The following is a 15413-nucleotide window of genomic DNA, read 5'->3' as shown; positions in this document are numbered from 1 at the left end:
AGGATGCAAATGGGGTACGATTCTTTAATTGGAACATTAATAAATTATGAACATAGTGACATGATACTAGAATGGAAAAGTGGATTGAGGATTATTGGAGAACTAGATACAGTTTTTGAAACAGACAATGGACTAGATGAGGATGATATAAATTATACAGAATATGATGCAGCTGTATTTAGAGTAAATAATATTTTATCTCGACCTAATACAAACGAAGGTACTGTATATAATTGGTTAAAACAAGAAAAAAGTTCATTGGTTGAAATTTCTCTCTATGATGATCCGCCAAGTGCAGTGTTTTTAACTGACGGAAAAAGAGTATGGGAAAGAAAAATGTGTAAATAATAGGTGGCATTTAAACTGTTACCTTATTAGTCAAATTAGATCTAGTTAATTTTGATATATGGTTTTTAAAGGAATCAGAACAGGCTACTAACATATACTCTGGTATGAAGAAAAGATATCCTAATCGTAAGCTGATTCCTTTTGCTAAAAGAGTTGATAATGATGATACTGCATGTTTTGAAATCGGCAAAGGAAGTAAAGTTCAACTTATTCATGATTTTGCTTCTGAAGGCTTTGAACAAAGAAAAGATAAGCATCCTATTATTTTAGAAGTTAATACTGAAAAAAGCTAGAGAAGAAGGCGTTAAATTTTATTTAGGAAATGAAAAAGTTTGGTTAGCAGATGAGATTCCTAGTGAGTTTATCGCAATTAATAAGAATTAATTGAATCTATTCTACTAGATTATGACGGCAGGAAAAATTTTTTCTTTAGGATATATATTTGAATGAACCATGTTATCTGTCTTAAAATAAACAAATAAATGGCGAGTTACTTATGGAAAATAATCAACAAGAGAGACTTCACATTTGAGGTCTCTTTTGTTGATTTAAATTGAAAATTATTATTTGAGCGAATGCACTTTCGTACCTTGCATTTCACAGGCACATAGGCTTCAATTGATGCTATATAGTATGTTTTTCAATGTCAAAAAACATTAAAAAAAACAGGGCAAAATTATTAAATAGCCGGGTCCATTCTAGAAATGTTTGAAGGTATCTCGCTCATAGGCGGATCTAATTTCTTAACTATCGTGGCAGAAGTAGGAACTGGCGGGTTAGCATCACCAATTGTTATTCCATTAGATATAGCAGCAACAGCTGCTGGGGCTAGTCTTTTTGCGCATGGTGGATTTGTTTGGAATAAATCGATTCAAAATGCTAAGGATACTCTTCAAAAAATCCAGTCTTCTGGTGGGGTAAGGGTACAGGTGTTGATGGTCAGGGAGCCAGTGTAGCAGGGAACATTGGGAAAAATGATAAACTAGCAAGTCAAGGGCATGTTGATGCTGGCGTTTCAGGTGCTCCAAAAGTTGATGCAGGAAAACAGGGTAAACATGTTCCTGGTCATGGGAATAATGTCTCAACCAAATCGCAGTGGGGAGCAGGGAAAAATGGAGTAGTAGAGACACAAGAAGCATGGGTGAAAGGAACACCAGTAAAGCCAGACGGAAGTGTTAGAGTGCATGATTTTGGAAAGCCAATAGGTCCAAATGGAGAAACGAGGGTAAAGGTTCATATGGATGGTAAAGGAAATATACATGGATACCCTGTACAATAAAGGAGAATAATTATGAGTGATGAGATACTAAAAGTTGTTAATAAATTATATAAACAAGGTGATTTCCAATATGTTTTGGGGAAATTTGTTGATAAACATTTCTGGGATGGAGAAATTAATAAAATATCAAATATAAACGTTGATAATATTACTGATTTTAGTTATTCATCATGTTTTTCTTACATTCTTCTACCACTAGATGTGAAATTTCGTTTTGGTAGTGTAGAATTCAGTGAGTATGTTCGGAAGCAATCAGAAATTAATTGTGTAATGCTAATGATTTCGGCAATCGCGCCATATGCAGTGGTTAAATATTTAAGATATAGATACACTAATGGTACAATCGAGCTAGTTGAAGAGTCCTCGCCATACAATGATGAATCTAAGAAAATAGGAAGTAGTATTTTAAAATTATTAGATAGTAACGGAATAAAGAATCTTGATAAAGAAACGTTAAGTATTGAAGTGGAGGATGTTTCGTTAGAGTTAAAGGAAACAGGTGTTACTATATATAATTGTTTATTTGAAGATGAGTATTAAAAAGAAGCATTAATGATTGTCCAGAAACCAAAGAAGGGATACAAATAATAGAGGTAGATTAGTAGTTGTTAAGAAGTGAGTACAGTTCGAAAATGTAGTCTCATTAAAAAGAGTGACCCTCTTTAGAAAACTTTTATGAGTGTACTCCATAGGGTAAATGTCCGAATATTTGTTAAAAATCGTTACGAAAATTACAATTTATGTAATAGGAAGATGAAAGTTAAAAATTTCTAGGGATAAACCAGTTTCAACACTAGGGCAAGTTAAAGGTGGATGTAGCTTCAGATATTAAAAAGATGAAATTAAAGTATACTGTGAAGAACAAGGATTGTACTCGATGTATATTTTTAGAGATAAAGAAATTAATTGCGCAAAAATGAATGAAGAAGCATCAGAAATAGACAGGGTGGGCTTGCGAGAAATGTGGGCTCACCTTTCGTCTGTTCAAATTGATTATGTGGTGGTGCTAAACTAAGTAAAACTAAAGATGGAAGACAAATGTCAAATGATTGGTTGAATGGTGCGAAGACCCGAAAAAGTAGAATATTGAAGGCAGTTGATGGAGATGCAAAATTAGCATCAAAGATTACGAAAGCATTACAAGATCAGGAAGTTGAGAGAGTGTTATCAAAGGTTGATAGTAGTGGAAATGTGAAAACATTTAGAATAGATGCAAAGGGTAACATTGTTGGAGAATGGCCATAATTTAGAAGCGAGGAGGAATTGAATGGTATGAGAGATTATTTATGTATAGAAGAAAAGTGTAGAGAAGGAATTGAATATCATAAAGAGTTTATAGAGGAAAATAGAGAAGATATTAAAAGTTTAGAAGAAGATACTAAAAATGGAATTCAAAGATATTCTAAAGATAATAAGAGTATTATAGAAGGGACATATCTAGCCAATTTTAGATATGAGATGGAGGATATTAGGGCAAAGTATTCTTTAGGGGAAGATGTTAGTGTAATAGAAAAAGATTTTCATAATGCAATTTATGATTTAGAGAATACAGGAAGTAGGGAAATTGGATATTTAAGTCTGATTTGGATGATTTCCTTAGGAATTTTGTTAGAAACGGATAAAAAGAATATAGAAAGATTAAAAAAGATAGTTGATACAAAAAATATGAATGACGCAGTAATTGATTTCCTCTTATGCGCTAGTGATATCGGATACACAAACATGACGAACAGATATTATAAAGAAAATCCATATGCAAAAACAAGAGAGATTATAGAACTTGCACAAACAGATAAAAAAGAAGCGTCTAAAAGATTGCAAACGTATATGGAGAAAGAATGGTTTAGAGGCCATTATGATTATGAATGGAAAAATGCCCACAAAGAACCTGGATATGTAGGGTATTGGAGCTTTGAGACAGCTGCAATAGTAAAGATACTCGGACTTGATGATACAAGTTTAAAAGGTAATAACCATTATCCATATGATTTGGCACATTATAAAAATGAAATGAAATTTAAGCATATAGACCTAAGTGAATATCACTATGAAGATGAGACAGAAGAAATCGAGGATATAGTAGAAGGAATTGAACATAATCCTACATTGGAAAATATTATTCCGCCAAGATGGCATTCATTGGTCAATGAATTAATACATGACTATGAGAATATGGATGATAGTAGTTTTTATGAAAAATACAAAAAAACGATAGGAATAGGTCAAGTGTGGTTCTTACCACAAGAGTATGAAGAAGAAAATGAGCAAAAAAATCTATTAGGAAGTTTAATTGTGTTTGCCCTAACGGTAAGAGATTATATATTACAACTGGACTATAAAGAAGATTTAGAAGACTACATTGATAATCTTAAAAATTTCTGGAATGGATCAGAAACAAAGTTAATTCAATTTATGTTAGAGAATGATCAAAATTATTATGCATGGGTACCAAAAGAAGCAAACATCCCAAATATGTATGAAGTGAAGATTGAGAGTGTCGATGTAGAGGAAGTTCTATAACGAACAAATCGAAATGGTTTTTATTATATGTAATATTAGAATGCATTTTACTAGTTAATTGAAAACAATGCATGCGTGGGAGAAAAAAGGATGTATTGTTACTAAAAATTAGAGGGAAAGAAGGCTGTTGGATTGAGTTAAGCGCCTCATTGTCAATATACGACAATAGGTGCTTTTTTGCGTGCAGTGAAGAAAAAATATAAGTTTTCTTTTTGCTCTATTTCATATTTGAATTACATGTTATAATTTGGAAAAAATATATTCTTAATTTTTAGAAAGTTAAAAGGTGGTAGATAATATATGAGTACATTAAACAAGATTACTAACAATATTTCGAAAGTTATTATAGGAAAAGATGAATCGATTGAACTGGCAGCTATAGCTCTTATAGCAAGAGGACACATTTTATTAGAGGATGTACCTGGGACAGGAAAAACAACATTAGCGAAAAGTTTGGCTAAAAGTGTGGACGCTAAATTTCAAAGAATACAATTTACAGCGGATACTTTGCCTGGAGATGTTATTGGCCTTGAATATTTTGATGTGAAGAAATCGGATTTTAAAACGAGGCTAGGTCCTATTTTTGCAAATATCGTATTAGTGGATGAAATTAATCGAGCTGTACCGAGAACACAATCTTCGTTACTTGAGGTTATGGAAGAGCGTACTGTTACAATTGCGAAACAGACACATTCATTACCAGAACCTTTTTTAGTTATAGCAACGCAAAATCCACTCGAATCAGCGGGCACATTTCCTTTACCAGATGCTCAATTAGACCGATTTTTACTTACGATTCGCCAAGGTTATCCTACGAGAGAAGCTGAAAAGGAAATGATGAATCGGTTTCAAATGAATGATCCGTTAGAAACATTACACTCTATTATTTCAAGTGAAGAAATTATTACGATGCAAAAGCGTGCAAGAGAAGTGTTAGTAGGGAATGATGTGCAAGATTATCTTCTTGAAATTATTGAAGCAACTCGTAACCATGAGTTAATTGAAATTGGTGTAAGCCCTCGGGGAACGTTGGCATTTATGAGAGCGATTCAAGCACGGGCAATATTAAATGAAAGAGATTACTGTACGCCAGATGATATTAAGACGCTCACTGCATCCGTTTGTGCTCATCGTTTAACGTTAACAATTGAGGGAGAGATGAAAACGACGAAAGAACAAATTATGAAAGAAATTCTTCATACGATTAGTGTGCCAGTGGAGAATGTACGATGAATCAACAGCTTGTGTATACACCTTTAGCGGAGCCTTTCGTAATGGGGGTTATGTCAGTTGTAGCCGTTATTTTAAGTGTATTTTCAAGTAATCTACTGTTTTTATCTCTCGTATTTTTATATGTAATTTTAATAGGTGCTATGCATGTATATATACGTAAAGTATCTCGTGTTGAATGGGAATACAGTCAAGGGAATTCGAATGTTTTTATAGGTGAAACGAATATGTGCAAAATGAAAATTTCAAACAAGTCGATATTTCCTATTCTTAATATCGTATTTCGATTTAAATGTGAAAATAAGCTAACTTGGAATCATGATGAAATAAACAAAAATCATAGTACAGGTTCAAATTATTATATGAATTTTAATTTAAAAGGAAGGGAGTCAGTTTCATTTGATTTGCAAGCTGTAGCGTTAAAAAGAGGCATCGCGAAATGGGAAGAAGTTGAAATTGTTATTACTGATCTCTTTGGATTTATAACGAACCATATAACATATAAACAAGTTGATACGCCCTCTTATTTAGTTTTACCAGCTGTTCCGAAAATACAAGTTCCTGAATTACAAGAATGGTCACGAGGATTTCGAAAAGCGATGTCTTCACCCTTATATGATGAAACGAAAGTAATGGGAGTAAAGTCTTATGAAAATGAAGATTTTCGTTCCATCCACTGGAGTGCAACAGCGAAAACAGGGACAATAATTGCGAAAAAGTATGAGCGAACACAATGTGATAAATACGCGATTTATCTCAACTTGCAAAATAAAAGTGGTGTTTCTTTGCGAAATGATATAGAGGAACTAATTGAATTAACAGCAGGTATATGCAAACAACTTCTTATGCAAAACTGTTCGTTTGAAGTATGGATCAATAGTGTAAAAGATAACGGTTTGCTACATATAAAAAATGGGGATAATCGGAAACATTTGCAAAATGTATTAAGGATACTTGCCTCGATATCAGACCAAGATACGCCTATATCTTCTTCTTACTTTTACACAGCAGGCTTTCGTCGAAAGGAACTGGATGCGGTTCCTTTAATTATTGGTACTTCACCAAAGAAATACAGTAGAACGAATAAATGGATTGTAATGAAAGAATAAGAAGGGGCTTATGTCATGGTGAATAAAAAGCGACATATGAAAGTGAAGTTATGGAGTGTGAGAACTTTAATCATACTTTTCTTTGCGATTAGTGCGATAACGTTATCACAAGGTATTGTGTATGTACAAGACATAGTAAAAGAGCGTTTTTTCAGTAAGACTAAGACAATATCGGAAAGAAATTATGACTTTACTAGTTTAGGTGAAAATTTTGATGATTCCAAAATAGATGAAGATGAATATGAAGAAGTAAAAGATACGGGTATAAGAACGAAAACGGGTAAAAAATTTCAACCTTTCGAAAGAGAAAGTCTACGGAGTGACGTGCTTTCTGTTCTTTCAAATGTATGGATTACTATAGTTTTTTATGTGATAATCGCAATATTAATTATATATGCCATCTGCAAGTATATTAGGAACAAATTGACGAGAACAGAAATAGTACAGGAGAAAGAATCGATCACAAAGCAAACTGCGGTAAGAAGCATAAAGAATGAAAAAGTCATTCATCAGTTAGAACGGCCGTTACCGACAGATAAGATAAGAAAAACGTTAGTTGAATGGGAAAGAACATTACCATTTCATGAACAGAGAAGGTCCTATGAAACGATACAACAATGGTTAAAAAGAATTTGTAGAACAAGGGATATTATCTCGTTATATGAGTCTGTTCGTTATGGTGAAAAGACGTATACGGATTTAGATGTGGAAGAAATAATGAAGTGGGTAGAGGGAGACGGGAAGGTGGATACATAAATATCCACCTTTTCTATTTTTATACGGAAATTTGATTAACATGAATTATTTTCTTATATGAAACCGTCTTCAAATAGGTAAACAAAATTAACTTTATTTACTTATACTTCATTACATGTTAACCTATACTTAATTTTTATAAATTATAATTAATTTTTGATTTTTTAAGGGTGTGAAAATGTAATGAAATCGGTATTAAAAAGCATACTTATTTCCTTTGTTTTTTCAGCAGTAGGTATGTGTTGGTTACTGTACGTATTATTCAAAGGAGACGGAGACTGGTTATTGTCTTGGATAGGTGTATTAATGGCATATTTATCTTTATATACTTTAATAGATTTATATTGTAAAAATACATACGATAAAAAAATAAATAAATGGCTTATAAAAACATCGGTGACTAGTTTTAGTTTTGCTGTATTAGGAATCTCATTTTGTATCATACATGAGCTATTAACACCGTGGAGTCTTAGTTTAATGGTGTGGTATTGGTTGCTAATGTTAGTATTATTTTTAACAACTATAATATCATTAATCAGTTTAGTATTTGTTAATCGTAAAAATCACAATTTCACCGTTGGATATAGAATGCTCATACTTCTAAATATATTTCTTACACTAGGACCAGTATTATGGCCGCTATTACTTTCTATTATTGGAAATGGTATGAATGCTAGTGCGGGCTGGTAAAAAGGAATATAAATTAGTTGTGTAAAGAATAGGATGAAAAGTTGATATAGAATTTTAAATGTTTAAGAGAACATGTTTACATAAAAAATGAAAACATGTTCTCTTTTTATTTGCATGCATAACTCTTCCTCAGTTTACCGTATTTAAATTTAAACGTAAGTATTTCGTAAGGAATGGATAAGAAAAAAGAGAGATTTATCATATAGGATGAAAGTATAGCTTGAATCAATCCGATATTAATGGAGGAGAGAAAGCCTTATGAAAAAATGTAATTCAATTAAGTTAGCAAGTTTTGCAGTTTTATTAGCGGGTACTGTTCTATTCACACCTGGTTTTACTGTGACTGCAGAGTCAGCTCAAAATATTTCTAGTTCGTCACAAGTACATGATCAAAAGAATCGTAATGGCTGGAAACAAGTAATGCAGGAAACAGTACAGCTTGGTGCTGTAGGAATATTAGCTAAGGCGTCTAACAACGGAAAAACTAGTAGTTTTACTGCTGGCGTGGCGGACTTAAGTACAAAGAAACCGGTGAATTCGGATTATCGCTTTCGGATTGGTAGTGTGACGAAGACGTTTACTGCGACGACTGTGCTTCAATTAGTAGGAGAAAATCGCTTACAACTTAACGATCCAATTGAAAAGTGGCTACCAGGTCTCGTGCAAGGAAATGGGTATGATGGTAATCAAATTACGATACGACAACTTTTGAATCATACGAGTGGTATCGCTGAATACTTAAAGTCAAAAGACGCGGACATAATGAATTCGAAAAAAACGTATACAGCAGAAGAAATAGTGAAAATAGGCCTTTCGCTGCCTCCAGATTTCTCGCCGGGTAAAGATTGGTTGTATTCAAACACAGGATACGTAATACTAGGAATGCTTATTGAAAAAATAACTGGAAATAGTTATGCGGAAGAAATCGAAAAGCGAATTATTGAACCTTTGGATCTATCAAATACGTTTTTACCAGGAAATTCACCCGTCATCCCAGGAAAGAATCATGCTCGTGGATATGTGAAAATGGAAGGGACAGGCGAGTTCAAAGATATTACGTATTATAATCCGAGTTTAGCTAATGCAGCTGGAGATATGATTTCTAATGCGGATGACTTAAATAAGTTCTTTTCATCTTTACTTGGTGGTAAGTTACTGAAGGAACGCGAGCTAAAAGAAATGCTTACTACAGTTCCTATAGAAGGCAAAGGGGTTGGTGACGCATACGGTCTTGGAATCTATGAGACTAAACTTCCAAACGGTGTTTCAGTTTGGGGGCATGGAGGAGGAATTCCTGGATTTGCAACTTTTGCTGGGGGAGTAATTGGAGGCAAACATACATTAGCTATCAGTCTTAACTCAATAGGTGGGGTCGATATTGTTCCGCAGTTAAATAAAATGATGCAAATTGAATTTAATAAATAGATGAAAAGAAAATGAATAGAATTTTGTTATAGTTGTATTTAAAAGAGGTGCTTTTTTAAGTTCGCAACTATGGACAGTAGTTGCATTTATGATATGACATCAAGTGTATTCCAAAGTGAAAATCAATCTTAATGCTTACGACAAAATAAAAAAGGATGTCAGTTACATGACATTCTTTTTATTTTGGATAAAAGAGATATGTGTATAGTTCTGAAAATTGTTATTTTTTTAATTTTTACATATAATGAAGGGTATAGGGGCACCAATAGGGGAGTTATGAATGGAAAATACTTTAGTTAGTTAAATATTACTCGTTTTAATCAAAATAATTATGAGTTGATTTGGAGTTGAATACAATGGGGAAAAATCATTATAAATGGAGTAATAAACAATTACGAGAACATGTTGAAGTACTAGATGGTAAGAGAAGCACACACATATTATTAAAGAATGCAACATATTTAAATTCTTATATGCGCGAGTGGATGACAGCGAATATTTGGATATATAATGATCGAATTGTATACGTAGGGGAGCAGCTGCCAGAGCAATTAACGGAGTGTGAAGTTGTTGATTGCGAAGGAAAGTATGTCGTACCCGGTTACATAGAACCACATGCACATCCGTATCAGTTGTATAACCCAGAGACGCTAGCGAATCATGCGATGCAGTTTGGGACAACAACTTTTATTAATGATAATTTAACTTTATTTTTCACATTAAAGCGTGAAGAAGCATTTCGTTTATTAGATGAATTCAATAAGATTCCAGTAAGTATGTATTGGTGGTGCCGTTTTGACGGACAGACTGAATTGCAAAACGGGGAATCTTTGTTTAATCGTGAAGAAATAATAGAGTGGCTGCAGCATGAAGCGGTTCTTCAAGGCGGCGAGCTAACAGCATGGCCAAAACTATTACATGGCGATGATGAAATGTTAACTTGGGTGCAGGAAACGAAGCGATTGCAAAAGAAAGTAGAAGGACATTTTCCGGGTGCATCTGAAACGACTTTAGCGAAGTTAAAACTGTTAGGTACAGATTGTGATCATGAAGCGATGACAGGGCAGGAAGCTTTCACTCGTCTTATGCAAGGTTACACTGTTTCCTTAAGAAATTCTTCAATCCGCCCAGATTTAGAAGTTTTACTGAAAGAATTGTTGGAACTAGGCGTAAAGCAGTTTGATAGATTCTTTTTTACAACAGACGGCTCACATCCTTCGTTTTATGAAAATGGAATGACAAACGTTATGATTTCTACCGCGATAAAACAAGGAGTACCAGTAATAGATGCATACGATATGGCAAGTTATAATATTGCTCGCTATTATAATATGGAACATGTACATGGTTCGATTGCGACAGGTAGAATTGCTAATATCAATATTTTAGAAAGTAAAGAAAACCCAGTACCAATCAGTGCCCTTGCAAAGGGGAAATGGGTGAAGCGTGACGGTGTAAATACACATGAAGCATTACATATAGACTGGAGTAAACATAAAGTAACTCCATTATTATTAGATTGGTCAATAGAAAAAGAGGATATGATTTTCTCTAATAAAACGGGGATACACTTATTAAACAACGTTATTACAAAACCATACACTAGTGAAATTAATATAGACTGTGATGAATTGTCCACAGATCATGATGAATGTTTCTTTATGATGATTGCTCGTGATGGCAGTTGGCAAGTGAATATAGCTGTGAAAGGTTTTGCGAAAGAACTAGGTGGGCTTGCTAGCTCTTATTCTGGTACAGGTGACATCATTCTTATCGGAAAAAGAAAAGAAGATATGCTTACAGCTTTTCGTAGAGTAAAAGAGCTCGGTGGTGGAATGGTCATAGCAGAAAACAATGAAGTGTTACACGAAATAGCATTACCATTGCTCGGGATTATGTCTAATTTAAAAATGAGAGAATTAATACAGGAAGAGAAACAGATGGTGAAATTACTACAAGAGCGTGGCTACGCGCATGATGATCCAGCATTTACAATTTTATTCTTTTCTGCGACGCACTTGCCTTTTATACGAGTAACACCTATAGGATTATATGATGTGAAAAGTAGTAAGGTAGTTGCCCCGCCCGTGAATTTGATAAAGCAATATTAAAAGGAAAGATCCTATAAAAATTTTATAGCATAAGAATATTGTAAGCCTCAAATGATATAGTATCTAAATCATTTGAGGTGATATGTAAATATGAAAAAAATATTTTACATTTTAAGCGTATTTATTCTGTGTGTATCGATACAACACGTTGTACATTCCCAATCAGATGCACCAGAATTATCTTCGGATTGTCTCGAAGAAAGAAAAGTTAGAGATGAAAAGCATGTGAAGAATATAATACAGGACATTAAATCCACATTTAATTTAAATATTGATGAACATAATTTTTGGGAAGTAAGTAAAAGAGATCTGGAGGCTGCTCATTTGATGTATGGTGGAAAGGAAAATGATTCTTATTATAATTCGCTAACTAAAATTTATGATAGTGGTGGATTTAGCGAACAGCCCAGCTTATTTGTGAGGGCACAAGAAGCATTTTTACTTTATAAAGAAAAAGATAATATCAATGTAATGAAACGCCTAAAACTAGACGTTGAAAAAGGGGAATGGCTCGTTATAAAAACGAAAAAGAAGAAAGGGAAAAAAGTAAAATTCAAGCCGTTGCAATGTGAAAAAGATTATATGAAAAAGAGAAATGAATAATAAAATACTTATTCATACTGTTTTTATTCAACGATATTTTGCTGTTGATTTGAAATAGAAAAAGGTAAACGAACATATTAGCTTTATGGAATATGTTTGTTTACCTTTTTTTGAGAGATTTAATAATTGGGGATTATTTACTGGCTAATGAACTTATAATATTCAATGAATTTGTTCTTCATAAACATTAGATTTTGTGTCAAATGATTTATACATTGCCGAACCACCTATGTATATTTTATTCTACAGTATTTATAAAAGAATGTTGGCTATTCATAAGAAATATGATTGGCACGGTTTTTGCTTGTATTACATGTAAGGAAGGGAGATTGTATGTAAGGAATCTGTACTCGTAATAGTATAAAACAAGCTACTATTGCATTATTAATCATAATTGTATTTATAGCGGAACTGTAAATACATACAAATAAGTGGTTTTTTTGGTTTTAAAATTCTGAATTTTCTTTTAAATTATTAGGGGGCAATGGGATGGTTAAATATTCGAAAATTTCTAAGTGGATTCTTGGTGTTGGATTAGTGACAATAACGTGTAATGGTTTGCAAATTCAAGCAGAGACAAAAGAGAAAAATGTGAAGAACGTATTACAAATGGAGCCGGTAGGAATACAGAAATCTGTTGATGAATTGGCGCACCCTTCAAAAGTACAAGAAAATGCATCTTTTACAAAACGGTTAAAATTAGCGGATTTATCACAGCGCCCACTAGCACCAACCGATAATATTAAACCGTTAGCTGAAGAAAAAAAGTATTCAATGGCTGAGTTAAATCAATTAAATAATAAACAATTAACTGATCTTCTTGTGACAATTAAATGGTATCAAATTCCGGAATTATTTCAGTTTAATAGTGATAGTCTTAAATTCTATCAAGATGATAGCCGAATGCAAGCAATTATTAATAAACTAGCAGAACAAGGACAAGCTTATACGAAAGATGATTCAAAAGGGATTGAAACATTAGTAGAAGCTCTACGTGCAGCATTTTATTTAGGTTTTTACCATGATGAATTAAGCAAACTAAATGAGCGTAGCTACCATGATAAGTGTTTACCAGCTTTAAAAACAATTGCAAAAAATCCAAATTTCAAACTTGGTACATCAGAACAAAATAAAATAATTGCATCATATGGAAAATTAATTGGAAATGCATCAGCAGATGTTGAAACGGTTTTATATGCAGGTGAAATTTTTAAACAATATAACGATAATCTTGCAACTTTCATTGAAGACCGAACAAAAGGAGACGCTATATATGAGTTGATAAAGGGAATTGACTTTGATATTCAGACGGATATGTACACGACTGGAAAAGAGCCAAAAGATACGATGTGGTTTCGGAATATCGATAACTTTATTAATGAAGTAAATCGTTTTGCACTACTTGGTACAGTAACAAATAAAAACGGATGGTTAATTAATAATGGAATTTATTATGCTGGCCGATTGGGCAAGCTTCATAGCACGCCGACAAAAGGACAACAAGTTGTTACAGATGCAATGCGAATTTACCCATATTTAGGAGAGCAATACTTTGTTGCGGCAGAACAAATTACTACAAATTATGGAGGAATAGATGCGAATGGAAAAACTGTAAATTTAGATCAAATTCGAGAAGAAGGTAAAAAGAAATATTTACCGAAAACGTATACGTTTGATGATGGAGCAATTGTCTTTAAAGCTGGGGATAAAGTTAGCGAAGAGAAAATTAAACGTCTATACTGGGCGGCAAAAGAGGTGCGTTCTCAATTTTATCGTACAGTTGGTAGCGATAAACCACTTGAAAGTGGACATGCTGATGATGTGTTAACGATGGTTATTTATAATAGCCCAGATGAGTATCAATTTAATCGTCAACTGTACGGATATGAAACGAATAATGGTGGGATTTATATTGAAGGGACAGGAACTTTCTTTACATATGAACGTACACCAGAGCAAAGTATTTATAGTCTGGAAGAATTGTTCCGCCATGAATTTACGCACTACTTACAGGGAAGGTACGAAGTTCAGGGATTATGGGGCCAAGGGGAAATGTATCAAAATGAACGTTTAACATGGTTTGAAGAAGGGAATGCAGAGTTCTTTGCAGGTGCAACTCGATTAGATAGTGTAGTACCGCGAAAAAGTATAATTGGCGGGTTATCTAATGATCCTGCAAAACGTTATACAGCATCACAAACGTTAAATGCGAAATATGGAACGTGGGATTTTTATAATTATTCGTTTGCGCTGCAATCATATATGTATAATAAGCGCCCAGAAATGTTCGATAAAGTACATGATTTAATTCGCGCAAATGATGTTTCAAGTTACGATGCATACCGTGCTACATTAAGCAAAGATAATAAGTTAAATGAAGAATATCAATCTTATATGCAAATGCTTATTGATAATCGCGATAAGTATACGATTCCACAAGTATCAGATGAGTATTTAACTCAACATGATCCAAAATCGCTTTCGGACGTTACTTCAGATATTACGAATGAAGCGAAATTAAAAGATGTGAAAGTAACAAAGAATACATCACAATTCTTTAATACATTTACACTACAGGGGACATATACAGGAAGTGTGGCTAAAGGAGAAGTTGAGGACTGGAAAGTGATGAATGAAGCAACAAATGATATGTTGAAACGTCTTTCAGGAAAAGAGTGGACTGGATATAAAACATTGACTGCTTATTTTGTAAATTACCGTGTAAATAATGCTGGGCAATTTGAATATGATGTTGTGTTTAGCGGAGTGAATACGGAAGAAGGTACGGCTGTAGAAAAAGAACCAAATAATTCATTTGAAACAGCAAACCCACTATCTTTGAATATTTTGTTAAGAGGAACCTTGAGCGATCAAGATCAGGGGGATAAATTTGTTATTGATGTAAAGGATCAAAAAGATTTACAAATTTCTGTTACGAACGAACAAAATCTTGGACTGAACTGGGTATTATATTCTGAATCAGATTTAAATAATTATGTAGCTTATGCAACAAAACGTGATGGAAACAAATTGCTTGGAAATTATAATGCAAAGCCAGGGAAATATTACTTAAGTGTATATAAGTATGGTGGTGGAACAGGGAATTATACGGTACAAGTAAAATAGTTTACTATAGTTTGTTTTGAAAGGCTACTTATCGCATTTTTTAGCGAAATAAAGTATGTAATGTTAAACATTAAACTAAGCCAACATATCCCTGTTCTAATTATAGAACAGGGATATGTTGGCTTTATATTTTCAAATTAAATAACCTCATTGGATTTTGACAAGAAAATAATTAATATAGATTTGAATTCTCATTCGTAAAGCATGTTTTAATCT

General features: G+C 33.3%; 14 protein-coding genes and 2 pseudogenes. All 16 read left to right on the top strand.

Annotation, left to right across the window (positions count from 1 at the left end; all coding sequences use genetic code 11):
• The first annotated feature begins 9 nt into the window (after nt 1–9).
• The 16 genes and pseudogenes from C3Y97_RS14725 (at nt 10) to colA (ending at nt 15197) form a co-directional block, all read left to right on the top strand.
• Nucleotides 10–348 carry a hypothetical protein gene (locus C3Y97_RS14725; RefSeq protein ID WP_000540189.1) on the top strand — a complete coding sequence of 113 codons (339 nt, stop codon included), beginning with the start codon at nt 10–12 and terminating at the stop codon, nt 346–348.
• Between the two features lie 56 nt (nt 349–404).
• Nucleotides 405–599: pseudogene (locus tag C3Y97_RS14720) on the top strand (hypothetical protein); the annotation flags it as partial.
• Nucleotides 588–732 (top strand): annotated as a pseudogene (locus C3Y97_RS28350) (RNA 2'-phosphotransferase); the annotation flags it as partial. The pseudogenes C3Y97_RS14720 and C3Y97_RS28350, both read left to right, overlap by 12 nt.
• A gap of 320 nt (nt 733–1052) precedes the next feature.
• Nucleotides 1053–1304 carry a hypothetical protein gene (locus C3Y97_RS14715; RefSeq protein WP_002041383.1) on the top strand — a complete coding sequence of 84 codons (252 nt, stop codon included), beginning with the start codon at nt 1053–1055 and terminating at the stop codon, nt 1302–1304.
• A gap of 185 nt (nt 1305–1489) precedes the next feature.
• The gene (locus C3Y97_RS27860; RefSeq protein ID WP_000679167.1) at nt 1490–1627 is read left to right on the top strand and encodes a hypothetical protein; all 138 of its coding nucleotides are present in this window, start codon (nt 1490–1492) and stop codon (nt 1625–1627) included.
• 12 nt (nt 1628–1639) lie between these two features.
• On the top strand, nt 1640–2167 hold the full coding sequence (locus C3Y97_RS14710; protein ID WP_001278747.1) for a hypothetical protein: 528 nt from the start codon (nt 1640–1642) through the stop codon (nt 2165–2167).
• 498 nt (nt 2168–2665) lie between these two features.
• A complete protein-coding gene (locus tag C3Y97_RS14705) occupies nt 2666–2872 on the top strand; it encodes a hypothetical protein (RefSeq protein WP_000063994.1) in 207 nt (68 codons plus the stop codon).
• Nucleotides 2873–2899: 27 nt separating this feature from the next.
• Nucleotides 2900–4147 (top strand): PoNi-like cognate immunity protein, encoded by a 1248-nt coding sequence (locus tag C3Y97_RS14700; protein WP_136363483.1) that lies wholly within the window; start codon nt 2900–2902, stop codon nt 4145–4147.
• Between the two features lie 300 nt (nt 4148–4447).
• On the top strand, nt 4448–5380 hold the full coding sequence (locus C3Y97_RS14695) for an AAA family ATPase (protein WP_136363482.1): 933 nt from the start codon (nt 4448–4450) through the stop codon (nt 5378–5380).
• Nucleotides 5377–6486, top strand: coding sequence for a DUF58 domain-containing protein (locus tag C3Y97_RS14690; protein WP_001075940.1), 1110 nt, complete (start codon nt 5377–5379; stop codon nt 6484–6486). The genes C3Y97_RS14695 and C3Y97_RS14690 overlap by 4 nt, the downstream gene beginning before the upstream one ends.
• Before the next feature lie 15 nt (nt 6487–6501).
• Nucleotides 6502–7242, top strand: coding sequence for a signal peptidase II (locus C3Y97_RS14685; RefSeq protein WP_136363481.1), 741 nt, complete (start codon nt 6502–6504; stop codon nt 7240–7242).
• A gap of 183 nt (nt 7243–7425) precedes the next feature.
• Nucleotides 7426–7932 (top strand): DUF3902 family protein, encoded by a 507-nt coding sequence (locus tag C3Y97_RS14680; RefSeq protein WP_000843838.1) that lies wholly within the window; start codon nt 7426–7428, stop codon nt 7930–7932.
• A gap of 258 nt (nt 7933–8190) precedes the next feature.
• A complete protein-coding gene (locus tag C3Y97_RS14675; RefSeq protein ID WP_016124771.1) occupies nt 8191–9357 on the top strand; it encodes a serine hydrolase domain-containing protein in 1167 nt (388 codons plus the stop codon).
• Between the two features lie 356 nt (nt 9358–9713).
• Nucleotides 9714–11468: an adenine deaminase gene (locus C3Y97_RS14670; RefSeq protein WP_075677240.1), complete on the top strand. Its 1755-nt coding sequence runs from the start codon at nt 9714–9716 to the stop codon at nt 11466–11468.
• A 90-nt stretch (nt 11469–11558) separates the two neighbouring features.
• Complete coding sequence (locus tag C3Y97_RS14665) at nt 11559–12071, top strand: hypothetical protein (RefSeq protein ID WP_075677238.1); 513 nt, start codon at nt 11559–11561, stop codon at nt 12069–12071.
• Nucleotides 12072–12560: 489 nt separating this feature from the next.
• Entirely contained in the window at nt 12561–15197 is a 2637-nt protein-coding gene (gene colA, locus C3Y97_RS14660) for a collagenase ColA (protein ID WP_136363480.1), read from the top strand.
• The last annotated feature ends 216 nt before the right edge of the window (nt 15198–15413 follow it).

Origin of the sequence: Bacillus sp. DU-106 (assembly GCF_004799705.1) — a bacterium.
In the GTDB taxonomy this organism is placed as follows: Bacteria; Bacillota; Bacilli; order Bacillales; family Bacillaceae_G; genus Bacillus_A; species Bacillus_A cereus.
This window is presented reverse-complemented; position numbering and strand designations above follow the sequence as displayed.